Annotated in this window: 2 protein-coding genes; both read right to left on the minus strand. The window is 74.1% G+C overall.

Features of this window, described 5'->3' with window-relative positions; all coding sequences use genetic code 11:
- Positions 1 to 60 precede the first annotated feature (60 nt).
- Positions 61 to 2,274 carry an AMP-binding protein gene (locus AB0I88_RS00860; protein ID WP_361016848.1) on the minus strand — a complete coding sequence of 738 codons (2,214 nt, stop codon included), beginning with the start codon at positions 2,272 to 2,274 and terminating at the stop codon, positions 61 to 63.
- Positions 2,271 to 23,120, minus strand: a complete 20,850-nt coding sequence (locus AB0I88_RS00865) for a non-ribosomal peptide synthase/polyketide synthase (protein WP_361016851.1) — start codon at positions 23,118 to 23,120, stop codon at positions 2,271 to 2,273. The genes AB0I88_RS00860 and AB0I88_RS00865 overlap by 4 nt, the downstream gene beginning before the upstream one ends.
- Between the last annotated feature and the right edge of the window lie 93 nt (positions 23,121 to 23,213).

The raw sequence follows: 23,213 nt of genomic DNA on the forward strand, positions 1-23,213 counted from the left end.
TGGGAGCAGTCGGAATCAGGCGGCTAAGCCGCGGTGAGTTTCTATCACATGAGGTAAGGCTTACCTAACGTCCATTAGTGCCGAGGTGGCGACCACTGTGGATTCGGTCGGCCCGTACGTGTTGAAAAGCTGGACATTCGGCGCGATCCGCTGCCATGCGGCGACCCGGTCCGGCAGCGCCGCCTCCCCACCGATGATCACTGTGCGTACCGACGCGGGGACCGTGATGTCCTGTGTGGTGAGCGCATGTACCAATTCGTGCCAGAACGCGGTGGGCAGATCGAGCACGGTGAGTCGCAACTCGTCGCAGGCGCGCAGGAACGCCTCGGCCGACGCGTGCATCTCGGACTCCCGGAGCACCAGCGTCCCACCGGTCGAGAGAGTGCCGAAGATCTCCTCCACACTGGCGTCGAAGTGGAGGGCCGCGAACTGCAGCACCCGGTCGTGCTCGGTGAACCCGTACCGGTGGGTGGCGGCCGCCACGAAATGCGCCAGCGCGCCCCGGCTGATCTCCACCCCGTTCGGCCGCCCGGTCGAACCGGAGGTGTAGATCACGTAGGCCAGCGCGTCCTCCGGCACGGTCCTTCGGGCCGTGGTGTTCCCGCCGGCGATCTCGTCGATGATCAGGACCGGCCGCGCGTCCTCCAGCGCGTCCTCCGGCACGGTCCTTCGGGCCGTGGTGTTCCCGCCGGCGATCTCGTCGATGATCAGGACCGGTCGCGCGTCCTCCAGGACGTCCCGGTTGCGGCCGGCCGGGCCGTCCGGATCGACCGGCAGGTACGCCGCACCGGCCAGCAGCACGCCCAGGATCGCCACGATCGCGTCCGGCTCACGGCGCATGCGCACCGCCACCACATCGTCCGGCTCGACGGCCAGGCCGGCGGCGACGGCGCCCGATCTCGCCCACAACTCGGCGTACGTGTACCGCACCCCGCCCTGCTCGACCGCCACCGCCTCCGGGGCCGCCCCGACCCGCTCGGCGATCCGGTCGAGCAGCGGCGTCACCACGCGGTCCCGCCACACCGGACGGCGCGGGGCGACCGCCGGGCCCAGCCGCAACCGGCCCAGCGGCGTCCCCGGATCGTCCAGCAGGCGCAGCAGCCGGTCCAGGTGATCGGCGAGTTCGGACGACGTGTACCGGGCCGGGTTGCCGTCGATCTCCAGGCTCATCCCGGTGCCGTCGCCGAAGTCCCGGATGCCCAGCGCCAGATCCTCGACCGGCCCGGCCGAGATGTTGTGCACGGTGCCGACTGCCGTCCCGAACCGCAGGTCGTTGTCGAACGGCATCGCGTTGACCACCGGCCCGAACAGCCGCCGGTCACTGCCGACCAGGCCCAGGTCACGGCGCATCTGCTCGTGCCGGTACCGGTGATGCGGCCGGGACCGCCTGATCTCGGCGGCGATCTGCCGGGCCAGCTCCGGCACCGTCTGGCCGGGACGGACCGGGACACGCAACGGGACGATGTTCATCACGATCGCCGGCACCCGCAGCAGCGGCGTGCCGAGACGGCCCATCACCGGCAGGCCCAGCACTGCCTCGGCCGTTCCGGTCATCCGGTGCAGGTAGGCGGCGGTGGCCGCCGCGAACGACTCCGGCCACCCGGCCACCCTCAGCTCGGCGGCGCGCTCCGGGCCGATCCGGGTGACCGCCCGGACCGTGTGATCGGCGACCGGCGCGGGGGCGGCCAGCGCCGCCGGCTCCGGCATCCCGTCCAGGTAGGTGCGCCAGAACTCCCGGTCGGCCTGATGCTTCGGCGACGCGAAATAGGCGTCCGCCACCTCCAGGACCGTCGCGAACGGGCGGAACGGGCGCCCCTGTCCCGTCGTGTACAGGTCGGCGACCCGGCGGGCCAGCATCGAGAACGCGAACCCGTCGATCGCGATGTGGTGGATCCGCTGATGCCACAGCCACGTCCGCGGGCCGACCCGGAACAGCGCCTGCGCGAACAACGGCCCCTCGGCCAGGTCCACCGGGGTGCGGACGTCGGCCCGCATCCACGCCAGCGCCTCGTCCTCCGGGCACTCACGCACCGGGAACGGGAACGGGCGCGGATCGATCACCTGCCACGGGCCGGACTCGTCCGAGCCGTACCGGGTGTGCAGCGACTCCGCCTCGCCGACCGCCTGGCGGACCGCCGCCTCGAACCTCGCCACGTCCAGCGGGCCCTCGATCCGCACGTAGTCGGCGGTGTTGTAGACGGGGCTGGCCGGGTCGAGCTGCTGGGCGTACCAGAGCGGGGACTGGGCCGGGGACAGCCGCAGGTGTTCGGTCATCGGGGGTTCTCCCAGGTGTTCGCCAGCTCCGGGCCGATCAGCGTCAGCGCGGCCGGGTCGGTCATCTCGTCGTGGGTGCAGGGCACGGGCACCACCCGTACCGTCGCGGCGTGCGCCTGCCAGGCGTCCGCCCGGAACGCCTCGTCGGCCTCCTCGTTCGCCGCCGTGAACAGCAGCAGCTCGCCGTCGAAGAAGCCCAGCCGGGCGCCGTCGACCTGCTCGCCGGCGGCGGCCAGGTTGGCCTCGATCGCCTCCAGCGCGGGCCGGCCGAGCCCGGCCAGGACCCCCGATCGGGCGAGCGCGGCGAACGCCTCGTCGCGGTCCGCCGGCAGCGCGTCCAGGTCGGACAGGGCGAGCAGGAAGTCCAGGCCGTCGCCGGCCGCCGGGCCCGTCCCTCCGTTTCCGGGGTACGCGTCCAGCAGGGCGAGGCGCACGTCCTCTCCGGCCCGGCGCAGTTCGGTGGCCATCAGGTGCGCCACCGTCCCGCCCAGCGAATAGCCGACCAGGTGGTACGGGCCCTCCGGCTGGACCTCACGGATCAGCGCGAGATAGTCGGCCGCCATCTCCGCGGCGCCAACCACGCGTGTTGAGTTCGGGCGCTTATCCGACCCCAAACCCACACACTCGCCCGCCGCCGCGCCAGCCTCAAAGCGTGTGGAATTCGGGCGCGCATCGGACCGCAACTCCACACACTCACACGAGGCCCCGCCGCCCTCCGAGCGTGTGGAATTCGGGCGCGCATCCGACCCCAAACCCACACACCCGCACGAGGCCCCGCCGCCCTCCGAGCGTGTGGAATTCGGGCGCGCATCCGACCCCAAACCCACACACCCGCACGAGGCCCCGCCGCCCTCAGAGCGTGTGGAATTCGGGTGCGCATCCGACCCCGAATCAACACGCTGGGTTAGGTTGCGGGATTGGAGGGCGTAGAGGGGCCGTTTCGTGTACCGGGCCAGGCCGGCGAACGACCAGCCCAGCCCGGCGGCCGGGTGCACGCAGAACAGCGGCTCCCCCTCGCCGGTGGGACGCAGCGGCAGCAGCGGGCGCAACGCGGCCCCCGGTTCGGCCCCGGAGTCGATCAGCCGGGCCAGGGCGGCCGCCGTCGGGTTGGCGATGATGTCCGGCACGGTGACCGCGCCTTGCAGGGCCGTCTGCACCCGCACCACCAGCAGCGAGTGCCCGCCCAGGTCGAAGAAGCCGTCGTGCACGCCCACCTGCTCCAGGCCGAGCACCTCGGCGAACACGCCGCAGACGAGCCGTTCGGCCGGGGTGCGCGGGCGGCCGCTCGCCGCCGGGCTGAACTCCGGCGCCGGCAGCGCCTTGCGGTCCAGCTTCGCGTTCGGGGTGAGCGGCAGCTGCCCCAGCTCGACCACGGCCGCCGGAACCATGTGCTCCGGCAGCGTGGCGGCGAGCCGTTCCCGCAGGTCCCCGGCCGGGCGGTCGAGGACCACGTAGCCGACGAGCCGTTTCACGCCGTGGTCGGCCCGCAGGATCACGGCGGCCTGGCGTACCTCGGGCTGCGCGGTCAGGGCGGCCTCGATCTCGCCGAGTTCGACGCGGAAGCCGCGCAACTGGATCTGGTCGTCGGAGCGGCCGAAGAAGTCGATGTCGCCGTTCTCGCGCCAGGAGACGACGTCACCGGTCCGGTACATGCGCTGTCCCGGCTCCCACGGGTTCGCGACGAACCGTTCCGCGGTCAGGCCGGGGCGTCCCGCGTACCCCCGGGCCAGGCCGGGGCCACCCAGGTAGAGCTCGCCCTTCACACCCACCGGGACCGGCCGCAGGGCCGCATCCAGGATGTACGCGGTCGTCCCCGGGTCGGGGCGGCCGATCGGGACCCGCGTGCCGTCCCAGCCGCGGTGGTACTCCCACAGGGTGGAGTTGACCGTCGCCTCGGTCGGCCCGTACGCGTCGATGAACCGCATCCGCTCGCCCCACCGCCGGGCCAGCTCCGGGGTGACCGCCTCGGTGCCGCACAGCAGCACCGCGCCTTCGGGCAGTTCGGCGTCCGGCGGCAGCGCGCCGAGCACCGCGGGCGGCAGCGCGATGTGGGTGGCCCCGTTCGCCGCGATGTAGCCGGTCAGCGTCCGGTCGGCGACCCGCCGCGCGGACGGCACGATGATCGACCGGGCGCCGGTGAGCAGGCCCATCGCCAGCTCGAAGAACGCCAGGTCGAAGCTGATCGAGGCGAACTGCAGCACCCTCGCGTCCTCGTCGAGGCCGAACGACTCGCGTGCGGTGGCGAGCAGCGCCGCCACCCCCTCGTGGGTGACGACGACACCCTTCGGCAGGCCGGTCGACCCGGACGTGTAGATCACGTACGCCGGGTTGCGCGGATCCACGCGCACGTCGAGCGGGCTGTCGTCGATCTCGTCGATCTCCTCGATCAGCAGCGTCCGCACGCCGGGCAGCGCCGTCGCGGTCGCCGCCGTGGCGAGGCCGACGACCGGGCAGCCGTCGTCGAGCATGTGCGCGATCCGGGCCGCCGGGTAGGCCGGGTCGATCGGCAGATAGGCCGCGCCCGCCTTGGCGACGGCCAGCACCGCGACCGCCATCTCGACGTCCCGGGGCAGCGCCAGCGCCACCGTCCGCTCCGGTCCGGCCCCGTGCCGGCGCAGCGCCCGGGCCAGGCGGTTGGAGGCGGCGTCCAGTTCGGCGTAGGTGAGCCGCCGGTCCTCACACACCACGGCGATCTCGTCCGGCCGCTGGTGGGCGGCGAACAGCTCGGCGACGGTCCGTGGCGGGTAGCCACCGGCCCGGCCGGTGAACCCGGCCAGTTCGGCGGCCTCCGCGGCGGTGAGCAGCGGCAACCGGCCGACCGGGGTGGCGGTCGCGTCCGGCACCGCACGGAACAGGGCGCGCAGCCGCTCGCCCAGCACCGCCACCTCGGCGGCGGTGAACGCGTCGGCCCGGTACCGCAGCTGCAGCACGAGCCGGTCGCCCGGGTTCACCGCCAGCGCCAGCGGATAGTGGGTGGTGTCCTCGTCGACGACCCCGGTGATCCGCAGCCCGGCGAACGTCTGCCGCGCCTTCTCGGCGTCGAACGGGTAGTTCTCGAACACGGCCAGGGTGTCGAACAGCTCCCCCAGCCCGGCGATCCGCTGGATCTCCGCAAGGCCCAGGTGCTGGTGGTCGAGCAGACGGGACTGTTCCCGCTGCACGGTGTCCAGGTAGTCGCCGACCGTCTGCGCCGGGTTCAGTCGGACGCGTACCGGGACGGTGTTGATGAACAGGCCGATCATGTCCTCGACGCCGGGCAGGCCGGCCGGGCGGCCGGACACGGTGGTGCCGAACACCACGTCGTCCTGGCCGGTGAGCTGTCCGAGCAGCAGCGCCCACACGCCCTGGACCACGGTGTTCAGGGTGATCCCGCGGGTCCGGGCCCAGCCGGTCAGCGCCGCGGTCAGCTCCCGCGGCAGCGTCACCTCGTGCTGCTCCTGCACGGTCAGCGCCGCGGGAATGTCCGGCGCCACCCGGGTCGGCCGGCTCAGCCCCTCCAGAGCACCGGCCCAGGCCGCGTGCGCCGCCGCCGGGTCCTGCCCACCCAGCCAGTTCAGATACTCCCGGTACGGGGTGACAGCGGCCGGGCGCTGTCCGGCGTACCGGGCGAACAGGTCGCCGACCAGCAGTGGCGTGGACCAGCCGTCGAGCAGGATGTGATGGTTGGAGATCAGCAGCCGGCTGCGTCCCGGGCCCCGCCGCAGCAGGGTGAACCGGAACAGCGGCGGCGCGGCCAGGTCGAACGGCGCCCGGTCCTGTTCGGCCGCCCGTTCGCAGTCGGCGTCGGTGGCCGCGTCCAGTTCCCGCCACGCGGGCTCCGGGCCGGCCGGGATCACGGCGAGCAGCCCGTGCTCGCCCTGGACGAAACCGGCGGCCAGGTTGGGGTACGCGCGCAGCAGGTCGCGGGCGGCCGTCCGCAGCCGCGCGGCGTCGACGTCGCCCTCCAGGTCGAAGGCGAGCTGCACGGTGTAGACGTCGGCGCCCAGTTCGGCGTGGTAGGCGAGGCCCTCCTGCAGCGGTGAGGCGGGCAGCAGGTCGGCGAACCCCGGGTAGGCCGCCTCCAGCCGGTCGATCTCGGCCTGGCTCGTCCGGACCAGCGGGAAGTCCGACGGGGTGTGGCCGTGCTCACCGCCCAGCCCACGGAGTGCGGCGAACCAGGCGTCGGCGTAGGCGGTGACCTGCTCCTCGGTGAGGACGCCGTCCGGCCAGGACCAGTCGGCGATCAGTTCGGTGCCGTCCGGGGACGCCTCCGCGTTGATCTCGATGACGTGGGTGGCCGGCATGTCGGCGTCGGCGCCACCGTCGCCGATGCCGGCGGGTTCCACGGCGGCGGTCACGGCCCGGCCCAGGTAGTTGAAGGCGATCTGCGGCTGCGCGTCGTCGGCCAGTTCCCCGTCGAGGTAGCGGAGCAGGCCGTAGCCGATGCCCGTACCGGGGACGGCCCGCAGCTCCTCCTTCACCTTCTTGACCGAGCCGCCCGCGGAGATGCGGACCGGGTGGACGCTGGTGAACCAGCCGACCGTACGGGAGGTGTCGAGGCCCAGGTCGTCGCGGCCGTGGGTCTCCCGGTCGACCAGGATCGACGGGCGGCCGAACGCCTCGGCGAGGGCGGTCAGCAGCACGTCGTCGACGCTGCCGTGCACGGCGGCCGGGATCGAGGTGAGCAGCGGGGCCGCCCCGGTCAGCGTCCGGCGCAGGTGACGCATGGTCGCCGTGGTGTCCTGGGGCCCGAGTGGCCGTACGCCCAAGGGTGTGTTGTCACCGGCGAGAATGCGCCGCCACGTGCTGATCTCCCCGCGCCGGCTCGCGGCCTCCTCGGTGAGACGGCGCGACCAGCGGCGGAACGACGTCGGCGCGGGCTCCAGACGCTTCCCGGCCAGGGCGGCCTCCAGGTCGGGCAGAAGGATCCGCCACGACACCGCGTCCACGACCAGGTGGTGCGCGACGAGCAGCAGGCGGCCGTCGCCGTGCACGGCCCGCAGCATGATCCCGGCGTCCGGGTCCAGTTCGGCCTGGGCGCGGCGGGCGTCGGCGGCCCAGTCGCCGCTCGCTTCGCGGAGCACGTCCCCGGCCTTCGTGGCGCCCGGCGGCGGGACGATCAGGCGGGTGCCGTCGGTGCGGGCGCGCAGCAGGTCGTGGGTGTCGATCACCTTCTGGAGCGCGGATGCGAGGTCCCGCTCCGAAACGGAGATCATCACGGCCTGGCTGAAACCGCGCGTGCCCGAGCCCAGCTCGTGCAGCCAGTGCATGATCGGCGTGAACGGCACCGCACCGAACGCCTCGGCGCGCGGCTCGGCGTCGTCGCGGACCGCGCCCGCCACCGCGGCCAGCCCGGCCGGGGTGCGGTGGTCGAACACCTGCCGCGGCGTGATCGCCAGCCCGGCCGTGCGGGCCCGGCTGACCAGCTGGATCGACGAGATGCTGTCGCCGCCCAGGTCGAAGAACGCGTCGTCGGCACCGACCGTCTCCAGGCCGAGGAGCTGCGCGAACAGGTCGCACAGGATCCGCTCCGCCTCCGTCGCGGGCCCGCGGCCGGTGGTGGCGGTGACGTCGGGGGCGGGCAGCGCGGCCCGGTCCACCTTGCCGCTGACCGTCAGCGGCAGCGCGCCGAGCCGGACGACGACGGCCGGAACCATGTAGTCCGGCAGTGTCGCGGCCAGCCGCTCGCGCAGCTCCGCGCCGATCACCTCGCCGGTCACGTAGCCGATCAGGCGGCGGGCGCCCTCGGTGCGCACCACCACGACCGCCTGGCCGACGCCGGGCAGCGCGGCCAGAGCGGCCTCCACCTCGCCCAGCTCGATCCGGTAGCCGCGGATCTTCACCTGGTCGTCGGTCCGGCCCAGGAGCCGCAGGCCGCCCTCCGGCTCCCACACGGCCAGGTCGCCGGTGCGGTACATCCGTTCGCCCGCCTGCCACGGGTCGGCGACGAACCGCTCCGCCGTGCGGGCCGCGTTCAGGTAGCCGCGGGCCAGGCCCGCGCCGGCCAGGTACAGCTCGCCCGGCACGCCCGCCGGGACCGGGCGCAGGGCCCCGTCCAGGAGGTACGCGCGGGTGCCGCCGACCGGCTGCGACAGGCCGGTGGACTGCCAGTGCCAGGCGTCGACGGTGTACTCGGTCGGGCCGTACAGGTTGTTGACGGTCAGCCCGTCGATCGCGGTCAGCTGCCGCCACAGGGTGTCCGGGACCGCCTCGCCGCCGACCGACACCACGCTCGGCCGGTGCCGGTCGGCGGCCAGCAGGCCGGCGCCGAGCAGCTGGCTCAGGTGGGCGGGGGTGAAGTCCAGGTAGCCGATCCGGTGGGTGTCCACGTAGGCTGCCATCAACCCGGGGTCGCGGTAGACGTCCTCGGCGAGCACGTGCAGCTCGTGGCCGGAGAACAGCCACAGGATCGGATCCCAGGCCGCGTCGAACGAGAACGACGTGGTGTGCGCGACCGCCAGCCGCTCGGCGGTGAAGACCGTGGCGCGGTGCGAGGCCAGCAGGTTCGCGATCGCGGCGTGCGGGACGGCCACTCCCTTCGGGCGGCCGGTGGAGCCGGAGGTGAAGATGGCGTACGCGGTCTGGCGCGGGTCGATCCGGGTCGTCAGCGGGCCGTCGTCGAAGCCGTCCAGGGCGGGCAGCTCGTCCAGCACGACGACCGGATCGGAGTCGGCCAGCATGAGCGCCACCCGGTCGGCCGGGTAGCCGGTGTCGATCGGCAGGGCGGCCGCCCCCGACTTGAGCACCGCCAGCAGGGCGACCAGGTAGGACTCGTCGCGGGGCAGGCGCAGTCCGACGTACGTCTCCGCCTTCGCGCCCCGGCTGATCAGCCACCTCGCGAGCCGGTTCGACACGGCGTCGAGCTGCGCGAACGTCAGACGGGCCGCGCCCGCGACCACGGCCGTCGCTTCCGGGGTGGCCGCCGCCGTGGTGGCGAAGACGGCCGGGAGCAGCGGCTTCTCGCCGACCTCGGGGCCGGTCGCGTACGCCGCCGCGCCCGGGTTCGGCACCCGGCCCACCAGCTGGTCCGCACCGGTCGCGAACGCGGTCAGCAGCGCGGCCAGCCGGTCGCCCAGCTCGGTGACCCGGTCGGCGGTGAAACAGTCCGGCCGGTACTCCAGGTGCAGTTCCAGGGTCTCGGCGGGGATCACCGACAGGCTCAGCGGGTAGTGGGTGGCGTCGCTGCCGCCCACCCCGGCGATGCTCAGACCGCCGGCGTCGCGGGCCGCCTCGTCCGGGTCGAACGGGTAGTTCTCGAACACGGCGAGCGTGTCGAACAGCTCGCCCGCCCCGGCCAGGCGCTGGATCTCGGTGAGCCCGACATGGTGGTGGGCGGTCAGGGCGGCCTGCTCGGCCTGGACGCGGGCGAGCAGCCCGGCCAGCGTCTCCCCCGGGTGCAACTTCACCCGGACCGGAACCGTGTTGATGAACAGGCCGATCATCCGCTCGACGCCGTCCACCTCCGGCGGGCGGCCGGAGACGGTGGCACCGAAGACGACGTCGTCGCGGCCGGTCAGCCCGGACAACAGCATCGCCCAGGCGCCCTGCACGACGGTGTTCATCGTGACGCCGAGAGCGCGGGCCGCGTCGTCGAGCCTCACGTCCAGCGGCACGGTGATCTCGGCCGGGCGGATCGGCTCCCGGTGCCCGGCGGACGCCACCAGACACGGCTCGGCGCCCTCCAGCGCCACCTGCCATGCCCGGCGCGACTCCCGCGGGTCCTGACCGTTCAGCCACGACAGGTAGCGGCGGAACGGTACGGGCGCCGGCAGCTCCCCACCGGCGTAGGCGGCCATCAGCTCACCGATGAACAGCGGTGTCGACCACCCGTCCAGCAGCAGGTGATGGCTCATGACGGTGAGCCGCCGGTCCCTCAGGGTGGCGTGGATCAGCGGGGCGGCACCCAGGTCGAAGCGGGCCGGCGGGGTGTCCGACCACGGCACGGTGGCCGTCCGTGGCACCACCGCGACGACCGAGCCCGCCGCCGTACGGTGCACGGCGATCCGGAGGTTGTCGTGGCGGGCCAGGACCGTGTCGAGGGCGGCGCGCAGCCGGCCGGGGTCCAGCGGGCCGGACAGGTCGATCGTCAGCTCGGTGACGTAGACGTCCGGGCCGGAGTCGTCGAGCAGGGTGTGGAACACCATGCCCTGCTGCAGCGGCGACAGCGGATGCACGTCGGCCAGATCGGGGTGGGCCGCCTCGATCTCGTCGATCTCGGCCTGGGTGAGGGTGACCAGCGGCAGATCCGACGGGGTGCGCCCGCCGCCCTCGACAGCGGCCAGCTCCCGCAGGGCGTCCCGCCAGCGCCCGGCCAGGTCGGCGACCGCGGCCTCGGTGAACACCCCTTCCGGCCAGGTCAGCACGGCGACCAGGTCACCGTCGCGGACGTCGGCGTTCACTTCCAGGGGGTACGCCACGGGCAGGTCCCGCGCGCCGCCCCGCAGCCGGGACGACTCCGGCGCGGGCGACCACGGTTCGCCGGTGAGCGAACCGGCGCGGCCCAGATAGTTGAAGCAGATCGGCCCGGTGCTGCCGCCGTCGAAACCGACACCCCGGTCGGGTACGGCCCGCAGCTGCTCCTTGACCCGCTTCAGCGAGTCCGCCGCGTCACCGGCGCCCGGGTCCAGCCGGACCGGGTAGAGGGTGGTGAACCAGCCGATCGTCCGCGCGGTGTCGGCGCCGGGCAGGTCGGCGCGGCCGTGGCTCTCCAGGTCCACCACGGACACCGTGTCCTCGCCGTAGCCGTGCGCCCGCCGCCAGCCGGGCAGCGCCCGGGCCAGGCCGGTGAGCAGCACGTCCTCCGGGTTGGCGTGGAACGCCGCCGGAACCGCCGACAGCAGCGGCTCGGCCGGAACGCTCACCTCGAGGCGGCGCAGCGTGGCGTTGGTGTCGGTCGCCGGGTCGAGCGGCCGGTCCCCGATCGGCGCGGCCGCCGCCCGGGCGGCCGCCCAGAGAGCAGCCTCACCACCGGCCGGACCCGGGCGGTCCAGGCCTGCGCCGCCACCGGCAGCGGCGGCGGCCTCACCGCCGGCCGGATCCGGGCGGTCCAGGCCTGCGCCGCCACCGGCAGCGGCGGCGGCCTCACCGCCGGCCGGACCCGGGCGGTCCGCGGCCGCCTCGTCTGCCGCGGTGGCCGCGTTCCGCTCCGGCAGGGCGGCGGCGTTGCGGTCGCCCACGAGGGAGGTCCAGCGGCGGAAGGAGGTGCCGGCCGGGGTGACCGGGCGGCCGTCGCAGGCGGCGGCCAGGTCGGGCAGCAGGATGCGCCAGGACACCTCGTCGACGACCAGGTGGTGGACGACCAGGAGCAGGCGGTCGCCGTCGGGGAGGTGCAGCCGGACGGCCTCGAACATCCGGCCCGCGGCCGGATCGAGCCGCTGCTGGGCGGCGGCCAGCTCGGTGGCCACATCGGTGCCGCCCACCCGGAACGGGACGGCCGCGCCGGGCGGCGGCACGTCCAGATCCCACTCCGGGGTGAGGCGGGCACGCAGCAGGTCGTGCGCGTCGAAGACCGCCTGCGACGCGGAACGCAGGGTGTCGTCGGCGAGACCGTCCGGCAGGTGGACCAGGATCTCCTGGCTGTACCCGGCGGCGAGTGCGATCTCGCCGCCGGTCAGGTCACGCAGCCAGCGGATGATCGGGGTCGCCGGAACCGGGCCGTAGGCGGCGTCGCGCGGCTCGGCCCGGTCGAGGGTGGCCGGTACGGCGACGGCGGCGAGCGCCTCGACCGTACGTTCCTCGAACACCTGGCGCGGCGTCAGCATCAGCCCGGCGGCCCGCGCCCGGCTGACCAGCTGGATCGACGAGATGGAGTCGCCGCCCAGGTCGAAGAAGCTGTCCGCCATCCCGGCCGGGACGCCCAGGACCTCGCCGACCAGCGTCTGGATCAGCCGTTCCGCCTCGGTACGCGGTTCGCGGGAGACGCTGACCGGCAGCGCGGGCGCGGGCAAGGCACGCCGGTCGACCTTGCCGGACGGGGTGAGCGGGAACGCGTCGAGCGTGACGACCGTGGACGGGACCATGTAGTCGGGCAGCCGGTCCCGGAGCAGGGACAGATCAGCGGTTCCGACGACGTAGCCGACGAGCCGCCGTACCCCTGGGTGATCCTCGCGGACCATGGCGACCGCCTGGATCACCCCGGGCAGCGCGGCCAGCGCGGCCTCCACCTCGCCGAGCTCGATCCGGAAGCCACGGATCTTGACCTGGTCGTCGGCGCGGCCGAGCAGTTCGAGCCGGCCGTCGGCGAAACGGGCCAGGTCGCCGGTGCGGTACATGCGGCCGAACCCGTACGGGTCGGCGACGAACCGCTCGGCGGTCAGGCCGGGCCGGTTGAGGTAGCCGCGGGCCAGACCGGGACCGGCCAGGTAGAGCTCGCCGGTGACACCGGGCAGCACCGGCCGCAGCGCCGCGTCGAGAACGCGCACGGTCGTTCCGGCGATCGGGGTCTCGCCGTCGGCGGTCCACTGGTACGCGTCGACCGTGTACTCGGTCGGCCCGTACAGGTTGAGGGCCCGCACCCCGGCGCCGAGCAGGGTGCGCCACAGCCCCGGCGGCACGGCCTCACCACCGACCGACACCACCGACGGCACGTGCCCGGGACCGGTGAGCAGCCCCCGGTCGACGAGCTGCTCCAGGTAGGCGGGGGTGAAGTCGATCCCGTCGATGCGGTGGTCGCGCAGGTGGGCGAGGAACACGTCGGGGTCGGCATAGTCGTCGAGGACGTGCAGCTCGTGCCCGGCGAGCATCCACAGGATCGGATCCCACGAGGCGTCGAAGCCGAACGACGCGGTGTGCGTGATCCGCAGCCTGCCGGACGCCGGGAACAGGTCGCGGCGGTGCCCGGCGAGCAGGTTCGCGATCGAGCCGTGGCTGATCACGACACCCTTGGGCGTACCCGTGGATCCGGAGGTGTAGATGATGTAGGCCGCCTGGCCGGGCTGCACGGAGACCGGTGGCGGGGTGGCCGCGCCGCCGGACGGCAGCGCGTCGAGGGTGACCACCGGCCGGGCGTCGGCGAGCATGAGCGCCACCCGGTCGGCCGGGTAGGCGGCGTCGATCGGCAGCGCGGCCGCCCCGGCCTTGAGCACGCCGAACAGGGCGACGATCGTGTCCGCGCCGCGCGGCAGCCGCAGCGCCACCACGGTCTCCGGCCCGGCGCCGAGGTCGAGCAGCGCGTTGGCGACCCGGTCGGACTCGGCGTCGAGTTCGGCGAAGGTCAGCGCCCGGTCCGGGCCGACGACGGCGGTGCCGGTGTGTTCGGCCAGCGCGGCGGTGATCGGCGTGAACGGCAGGGCCGGGCCGCCGTGCCGGGCCGAGTCGGCGGTGACGACCGAGGTGGCCGCGACCCGTCTCCCGGTGTCGGCTCCGATCGTGTCGAGCAGCGTGGCGAGCTGTCCGGCGATGACGTGGGCGGCGGAGGCGGTGAAGCAGTCCGGCCGGTAGTCGAGGTGCACCCGCAGCCCGTCGGCCGGGGTGACGGTGACGTTCAGCGGGTAGTGGGTGGCGTCCCGGCCGGCGACCGCGCCGATGGTGAGCCCGTTGACGGTCTCGGCGGCCTTCTCCGGGTCGTACGGGTAGTTCTCGAACACCGCCAGGGTGTCGAACAGGTCGCCCTCACCCGCCAGGCGCTGCACCTCGGCGAGGCTGAGGTGCTGGTGGTCGAGCAGCGCCGCCTGTTCGGCCTGGACGCGCCGCAGCAGCTGGGCGAGGGTCTCGGCCGGGTCGAGGCGGATCCGCACCGGGACCGTGTTGATGAACAGGCCGACCATCGTCTCGATGCCGGGCACCTCGGCCGGGCGGCCGGAGACGGTCGCACCGAACACGACGTCGGTGCTGCCGGTGAGCTGGCCGAGCAGCATCGCCCAGGCGCCCTGCACGACGGTGTTGAGGGTGACACCGAGCCGGCGGGCGGCCGCCGAGAGCCGGTCGCCGTCGACGGAGACGGTCACCGTGCCGGGCAGGACCGCCACGCGGGCGTTCGCCGGGCCGGCCACCAGGGTCGGGGTGACGTCCTCCAGGGCGGCCCGCCACGCCTGGCGGGACGCGTCCCGGTCGACGGCGGCGAGCCGGCGCAGGTAGTCGCGGTACTGCGGGGCGGCGGGCAGGCTCCGCCCCCGGTACAGGTCGAACAGCTCGCCCAGCAGCACCGGGGTGGACCAGCCGTCGAGCAGCACGTGGTGGTTGCTGAACAGCAGCCGGTGCCGGTCCTCGCCCTGCCGCAGCAGCGCGAACCGGGCCAGCGGCGCCCGGGTGATGTCGAACTTGCGGGCCCGGTCGCGTTCCTCGAAACCGTCGTCGAAGTCGGCCTCCAGCCATGGCACGTCCACGGTGGCCGGAATCGCGGCGACCGCCCGCCCGTCGCCGGTGCGCCCGAACCAGGCGCGCAGGTTGGCGTGCCGGTCGAACAGGGTGTTCACGGCCCGGCGCAGCGCGGCCACGTCGAGCGGCCCGGCCAGATCGACGGCCAGTTGGCTGAGGTAGACGTCGGGCGCGTCGGCGTCGAACTCGGAGTGGAAGAGCATGCCCTCCTGCAACGGCGACAACGGGCACACGTCGGCCAGCCCGGTACCGAGCGCGTCCAGGTCGGCCTGGGTGACGTCGGCGGTCACGTCGGACGGCGTCAGCCCACCCTCGGTGAGCCGTGAGATCTCGGTCAGTTCGGCGAACCACGCCTCGGCCAGCGCCCGCACCTCGGCCTCGCCGAGCACCCGGTCGGCCCACGTCCAGGTGGCCCGCAGCTCACCGCCGACGGTCGCGGCGTTCACCTCGACGGCGTGCGGCAGCGGCATGTCCGGCGTCCCGCCCGCGGCGGCCCGCTCCGGCGCCACCCCGAGATCGGTGTCCTCCGGCGCCGGCATCCGGCCCAGATAGTTGAAACCGATCTGCGGCGGCGTGGCGCCGGTCAGCTCACCGGCGAGCCACCGCAGAATCCCGAAACCGAGACCATTCCCCGGTACGGCACGAAGCTGCTCCTTCACCGCTTTCAGACTCGTGGCCGGGTCCCCACCGGCGGACAGCCGGACCGGGTAGACCGTCGTGAACCAGCCCACCGTCGCGTCGAGCCCGTCCGCCTCGCGGCCGTGGCCCTCCCGGTCGATCAGCGCGCCGGTGGTCCCCCGCCACGCCTGTACGGCCCGGGTGAGCCCGGTGAGCAGCACGTCGTCGGCGCCCGCGTGGAAGGCGGCGGCCACCGTGCCGAGCAGCGGCCCGGTCACCTCGGCGGGCAGCGTGAGGGTCAGCTCGCGGGCGGTGGCGGTGGTGTCCAGCGCCGGGTCCAGCGGCCGCGACCCGAGCAGGGGCTCGTCCCCGGCCAGCACCGACTCCCAGTACGGCAGCTCGGCGGACCGGTCCTCGGCGGCCTGGGCCTGCGCGAACCGCCGGAAAGAGGTGCCCGAGCGCAGCAGCGGCGTCCCCGCGTGGGCGGCCCGCAGGTCGTCGAGGATGATCCGCCACGAGACGCCGTCCACGACGAGGTGATGGATCACCAGGACGAGACGGCCGGGCTGGTCACCGTGATCGAGGTGGACGGCCTGAACCATGCGGCCGGCGCCCGGGTCGAGCCGCGCGATCGCGGCCGCCGACTCGGCCTCGACCCGCCTCTGCCACCAGTCCTCGAACCCGCCGGCCGAGTCATCCCGGTCCCGCACCGTCTCCGACCGGTCGGCCGGCGGGACGATCCGGAACCAGTCGGTGGGCAGCTCCTCCGGGACGGTCAGGGTGTCACCGTCGAGGCGGGCTCGCAGCAGGTCGTGGCGGCGCAGCACGGCGGTGAGGGCCGGTACGAGGTCGGCGCCGGCGGGCACCCGCAGCACCACCGACTGGTGGTATCCGGCGGTGACCGGCCCGAGCGACGCCAGCCACGCCGACATCGGGGTGGCGGGCACGTCCCCGAGCGCGTCGGCGGCCGTCTCGACCGGGGCCCCGTCGAGCTCACGGGCCACCGCGGCCAGGGCACGCGGCGTCTGGTGGGTGAACACGTCACGCGGGGTGATCACGAGACCGGCGGCCCGGGCCCGGCTGACCAGCTGGATGGAGGAGATGCTGTCGCCGCCCAGGTCGAAGAACCCGTCGGTGACACCGATGCCGGGCACGCCGAGCACGTCGGCGAACAGCCCGGCGAGGGTGGCCTCGGCAGTGCTTGCGGCGGCCGTGTTCTCGACGGCCAGGCCGGGGGCGGGCAGCGCGTTCCTGTCGAGCTTGTCGTTGGCGGTACGCGGCAGCGCGTCCAGCGCGACGACGGCGACCGGGACCATGTAGTCGGGCAGCCGCTCGGCCACGTACGCCTTGAGAGCGGCCGGATCGGCGTCGCCCACCACGTACCCGATGAGTTGTCTGCCGCGTTCCTCGCGGAGGACGACCGCGGCCTGGACCACGGCGGGGTGTTCGAGCAGGACGGCTTCGATCTCGCCGAGTTCGATGCGGTAGCCGCGGATCTTCACCTGGTCGTCGGCGCGGCCGAGGACGCGCAGCACCCCGTCGGAGCCGAAGCGTGCCAGGTCGCCGGTGCGGTACATGCGGCCGCCGCTGTACGGGTCGGCCACGAACCGGGTGGCGGTGAGCGCCGGGTCGCCGAGGTAGCCGCGGGCCACCGAGGCGCCGCCGACGTACAGTTCGCCGGTGACCCCGGCCGGGACCGGGCGCAGCGCGGCGTCGAGGACGTAGACGGCGCTGCCGGCGGTGGCGGCCGCTCCGTCGTTCCACCAGACGTAGCCGTCGACGGTGGTCTCGGTGGGGCCGTACTGGTTGACGGCGAGCAGGCCGGGCTGGGCGAGCAGCCGGTCCCAGAGGGCGGCCGGGACGGCCTCGCCGCCGACCGTGACGATGCCCGGGTGGTGGTCGCCGTCGAACAGTCCCTCCGTGACGAGCTGCGCCAGGTAGGACGGGGTGAAGTCGAGGTAGTCGATGCGTTCGGCGCGCAGCAGGGCGAGCAGGGCCTGCGGGTCGCGGTAGGTGTCGCCGTCGACCACGTGCAGGGTGTTGCCGCCGGCCATCCACAGGATCGGGTCCCAGGACGAGTCGAACGTGAACGGGGCGGTGTGCGCGATCCGCAGCCCGTCGGACGGGAAGAGACGTTCCGCGTGTGAGGCGTAGAGGGCGCCGAGGCCGCCGTGGGTGGCGACCACCCCCTTCGGCACGCCGGTCGACCCGGACGTGAAGATCACGTACGCGGCGCTCTCCGGCCGCGGGAAAGCCAATGCAGCGTGTTGACTTCCGGTGCGCTCCGCGCCCGAAACCAACACACCGTCCGGCAGCACGCCCCGAGCAGGCAGCAGGTCAGCGTGTGGACTTCCGGCGCTCTCCGCACCCGAAACCAACACACCGTCCGGCAGCACGCCCCGAGCAGGCAGCGGGTCGGTGTGTGGACTTCGGGTGCGCTCCGCGCCCGAAGTCAACACACCGTCTGGGAGGGTGTCCAGGACGAGCAGTGGGTTGGCGGCGGCCGTCATGGCGGCGATCCGCGTCTGCGGGTAGGACGGGTCGAGCTGCATCGACGCCGCCCCGGAGCGCAGCACGCCGAGCAGCGCCACGACCGCGTCGACGCCGCGCGGCAGGCGCAGCCCGATCACGGTCTCCGGGCGGGCGCCCCGGCGGCGCAGCCAGGTGGCGAGCCGCAGCACGGCCGCGTCCAGTTCGGCGAAGGTCAGGGTGCGGGTTCCGTCGGTGACGGCGGCCCGGTCCGGGGTGCGGCGGGCCTGGGCGGCCAGCACCTCGGGCACGGTGACGGCGGCGATCGGGACGGCCGGGACCGGGTGCTCGGCGGGCGCGAGAACGTCCAGGTCGCCGATGGGCCGGTCGGGTTCGGCGACGGCGGCCGCGAGCAGGCGGGTGAACCGGTCGGCGAGCCCGGCCACGGTGGCCGGGTCGAACAGGTCGGTGCGGTACTCCAGGTAGCCGGCCAGGCCGTCCACGCCGGGGGTCTCGGCGACGCTGACGGTGAGGTCGAACTTGGCGATCTCCGGTTCGGTGTAGGCGATCTCCGTGGTCAGGCCGGGCAGGACCGGGGCCCGCTGCATGCCGTTCTGGTAGGAGAGCATCACCTGGAACAGCGGGCTGTGCGCGGCCGACCGGCGCGGGTTGACCGCCTCCACGACCCGGTCGAACGGCAGGTCCGCGTGGTCGTAGGCGGCCAGGTCGACGGCACGGACCCGGCCGAGCAGCTCGCGGAAGCCGGGGTTGCCGGACGTGTCGGTACGCAGCACGAGCGTGTTGACGAAGAACCCGACGAGCCGGTCCAGGGCGGCGTCGGCGCGGCCGGCGACCGGTACGCCGATCGGCAGGTCGGTGCCCGCCCCGAGCCGGGTGAGCAGCGCGCCGAGACCGGCCTGCAACACCATGAACAGGCTGGTGCCGGTGCTGTTGGCCAGTTCCCGGAGTCCGCGGTGCAGCTCGCCGGGGATGGTGAAGCCTTGCAGGCGCCCGGCGCTGGACGCGACGGCCGGCCGGGGCCGGTCGGTGGGCAGTTCGAGGACGTCGGGCAGGCCGGCCAGGGCCCCGGTCCAGTACGCGGTCTGCTCCGGCCCGACCGCCGCGAGCAGCTCGGTGTGCCAGAGGGTGTAGTCGGCGTACTGCACCGGCAGCGGGGTGAAGCCGGGCGCGGCCCCGGCGGTGCGGGCGGTGTACGCCACGGCCAGGTCGGAGCAGAGCGGTTCGAGCGACCACTCGTCACCGGCGACGTGGTGCAGCAGCAGGAGCAGCCGGTGCTCGTCCGGGCCGTCGGCGATCAGCGCGGCCCGCAGCGGCGGCTCCGTGTCCAGCCGGAACGGCGTGTTCACGGCGGTGTCGAACTCGTCGGGACGCAGCACCGGAAGGTCCACCGGGACCGGGTCGAGGATCTCCTGGTACGCCTGCCCGTCCTCGGTGCGCAGCACGGTTCGCAGCGTCTCGTGGCGCACGGTGAGGTCGGTGATCGCGGCGGCCAGCGCCGGTACGTCCACCGGTCCGGTCAGCTTGAGCACCAGCGGCAGGTGGTAGGTGGCGCTCGGGCCGTCGAGGCGGTCCAGGAACCAGAGCCGTTGCTGGGCCGCGGACAGGGGTGGACGCTCCGGGCGTACCCCTGCGGAGAGGCCGGGACGGCGCGGGCCCGCGGCCGTGAGACGCCGGGCGAGGCCGGCGGGTGTCGGGGCTTCGAAGACCGACCGCAGCGGCACCTCGGCACCGAGTTCGAGACGGATCCGGCTGACCATGCGGGTGGCCAGCAGCGAGTGGCCGCCGAGGGCGAAGAAGTCGTCGTCGGCGCCGACCGTGTCGAGGCCGAGCAGTTCGGCGAAGATCGCGCAGAGGGTGCGTTCCTGGGGTGTCTCGGGGGCGCGGCCGGTCGCGGTGATCGCCGGGGTGGGCAGGGCGCGGCGGTCGAGTTTGCCGTTGGGCGACAGCGGCAGCGCGTCGAGCCGGACCGTCACGGCCGGGACCATGTAGGCGGGCAGGGTGCGGCGCAACGGTTCCAGGTCGACCGGGTTGACCGTGTAGCCGACCAGGGTGTCGTTGCGGACGGCGACGGCGGCCGGCCCACCGGACGCGGCGGTCAGGGCGGCCTCGATCTCGCCCAGTTCGATCCGGAAGCCGCGCAGTTTGATCTGGTCGTCGGTGCGGCCGAGGTATTCGACGGCGCCGTCGGAGCGCCGGCGGGCCCGGTCGCCGGTGCGGTACATGCGGCCGCCGTCGAACGGGTTGGCGACGAACCGCTCGGCGGTGAGGCCGGCCCGGCCCAGGTAGCCGTGGGCCAGCTGGATTCCGGCCAGGTACAGCTCTCCGGGAACGCCCGGCGGGACCGGCTTCAGACGCTGGTCGAGCACGTAGAGCCGGGTGTTCCAGACCGGGCGGCCGATCGGGACGACCGGGTCGCCGGGGGCGCACGGCCAGTAGGTGACGTCGACGGCGGCCTCGGTGGGGCCGTACAGGTTGTGCAGTTCGGCCGGCAGCAGCGAAAGGCACTCGGTGGCGAGGGCGGCGGGCAGCGCCTCGCCGGAGGTGATGATCCGGCGCAGCCCGGTGCAGGCCGGGGCGCCCGGTGCGGCCAGGAACGCCTGAAGCATGGACGGCACGAAGTGGACCGTGGTGATCCGCTCGTCGCGGATCAGGGCGGCCAGGTAGCCGGGGTCGCGGTGGCCGTCGGGGCGGGCCACGACGAGGTGGGCGCCGGCCAGCAGCGGCCAGAAGAACTCCCACACCGAGACGTCGAAGCTGGCCGGGGTCTTCTGCAGGACGCGTTCGCCGGGTTCGAGACCGTACTCGTGCTGCATCCACAGCAGGCGGTTGACGATGGCGACGTGCGGGACGAGCACGCCCTTGGGCCGTCCCGTCGATCCCGACGTGTAGATCAGGTAGGCGGGATCGCCGGCTTCCACCGCCGGAAGATCGACGTCCGCGTCCGGCAGGCCGATGCCGGTCAGCGTCACTGCGGGGTCCGCGTCGGCCAGCATGAACGCGATCCGGTCGGCGGGCAGGTCCGGGTCGATCGGCAGATAGGCGCCACCGGCCCGCTGCACCGCGTGCAGGGCGATCACGAGATCGATGGACCGGGGCATCTGTACGGCCACGACGCGGCCGTGAGCGCCACGGGCCACCAGACCGCGGGCCAGAGCGTCGACCCGTTCCCCGAACTCACGGTAGGTGATCGTCGTGCCCTCGAAGGTGACCGCGGGCGCGTCCGGGTCGGCGGCGATCCGCTCGGCGACCAGTCCGGGCAGGGTGGCTCGCACGACCGGCTGAGCGGTGTCGTTCCACCGGAACAGGACGTTGTCCCGTTCCTCGGCGGTGAGCAGGTCGATCGCGCCGATCGGCCGGTCCGGCTCGGTCACCGCGGCGGCCAGCAGCCGGGTGAACCGGTCCGCGAACGTGTCCATGGTGGCCCGGTCGAACAGCGCCGTCCGGAACTCCAGCCCGGCGCGCATCGGCTGCCCGGCGCCCCCGTCGGCGACGCTCACGGTCAGGTCGAACTTGGCGTCCCCGGCCGGGGTGATCTCGACGGCCGTGTCCAGGCCGGGCAGGTCCAGGGACTCCCCCAGCCCGGCCCGGTAGACCAGCAGCGTCTGGAACAGCGGGTGGTACGCCGTCGACCGCGCCGGGTTGAGCTGCTCGACGAGCCGGTCGAACGGCAGGTCGGCGTGATCGAAGGCGGCCACGTCGGCCTGGCGGACCCGGTCCAGCAGCTCCGCGAAGGTCGGGTCGCCGGAGGTGTCGGCGCGCAGCGCGAGCGTGTTGACGAAGAAGCCGACCAGATCGTCGAGGGCGGTGTCGCCACGGCCCGCGACCGGGGTGCCGACGACGATGTCGGTGCCGGCGCCGAGCCGGGTGAGCAGGGCGGCCAGGCCCGCGTGCAGCACCATGAAGACGCTGCTGCCGGCGGCCGCGGCACGCACCCGGTCGGCCAGGCCGGTGGGCAGGTCGAAGGCGACGGTCGCCCCTTCGCCTCCGGCGGTGGCCGGGCGGGGCCGGTCGGTGGGCAGTTCCAGCACGTCGGGGGCGCCGGCCAGGGTGTCGCGCCAGAACGCGATCTGGGTGGGTTCGGCCGCGGTCAGCAGTTCCCGCTGCCAGAGGGCATAGTCGGCGTACGAGACGGGCAGTTCCGCCCAGTCCGGTGCGCGGCCGTCGCGGCGGGCCCGGTAGGCGGCGGCCAGGTCGGTCATGAGCGGTCTCATCGACCACTCGTCGCCCGCGATGTGGTGCAGCAGCAGGACCAGGTCGTGGGTGGTGTCGTCGATCCGGCGCAGCGCGGCCCGCAGCGGCAGGTCACGGGTCAGGTCGAACGGCTCGCGGATCGTCGCGGCCACGTCGCCGGTGCTGCCGAGGACCGGCCGCTCGTCGAGCACCCGCTGGTGGGGGACGCCGTCCGGGCCGGCCGGGAAGACGGTGCGCAGGGTGGCGTGCCGGTCGGCGAGGTCACCGATGGCGGCGTTCAGGGCGGCCACGTCCAGGTCTCCGGTGAGCCGGGCGACCAACGGCATGTGGTACGCGGTGGTGTCCTCATCGAGGCGGCTCAGGAACCACAGGCGCTGCTGGGCGTACGACAGCGGCACGCTCTCCGGCAGCTCCCGGCGGGTCAGCGCGGGCCGGGTCGGGGCCTGCACGGTCGACGCGGCGGCCACCCCGGCCGGGGTGGGCGCGGCGAACAGGTCCCGCAGGCTGATCTCCCGTCCCAGGCCGGCGCGCAGCCGTCCGATCAGGCGGGTGGCGAGCAGGGAGTGGCCGCCGAGGGCGAAGAAGTCGTCGTCGGCGCCGACCGTGTCCAGGCCGAGGACCTCGGCGAACAGGGCGCACAGGTCACGTTCCAGTGCGGTGGCCGGTGCGCGGCCGGCGACCGCCGGCATCTCGGCGGCCGGCAGGGCCCGCTTGTCGACCTTGCCGTTCGGGGTGAGCGGCAGCCGGTCCAGCCGGACGATGACCGCCGGGACCAGGTAGTCGGGCAGGGTGGCGGCCAGTTCGGCGCGCAGTGCGGCCGGGTCGGCGTCACCGGCCACGTAACCGGCGAGGCGGACCACCGGGCCGGGCACCGCCAGGACGGCCGCACCCGCCACGCCGGGCAGCGCGGACAGGGCGGCCTCGATCTCGCCCAGTTCGACCCGGAAGCCGCGGACCTTCACCTGCTGGTCGGCGCGGCCCACGTACTCGATCTCGCCGTCCGGCCGGACCTTGACCAGGTCGCCGGTGCGGTACATGCGGTCGCCGGGGTCGCCGTACGGGTCGGCCACGAACCGCTGGGCGGTCAGCGCCGGCCGGCCCCGGTAGCCGCGGGCCAGCGACGGTCCGGTCAGGTACAGCTCACCGACCACACCGGAGGGCACGGGTTGCAGGCCTGCGTCGAGGACGTACGCGCCGGTGTGCTCCAACGGGGTGCCGATCGAGACGGTGGCGGAATCCCGGAGGTCGGGCATGGTGTGGCGCTCCCAGCGAACGGCGAACAATTTAGGTGAGGCTAACCTATGTTGCACTCACCTTCCCGATCACCCGCTTCTCACCGCTAGGAG

This window comes from Actinoplanes sp. NPDC049802 (genome assembly GCF_040656595.1).
Lineage (GTDB): Bacteria > Actinomycetota > Actinomycetes > Mycobacteriales > Micromonosporaceae > Actinoplanes.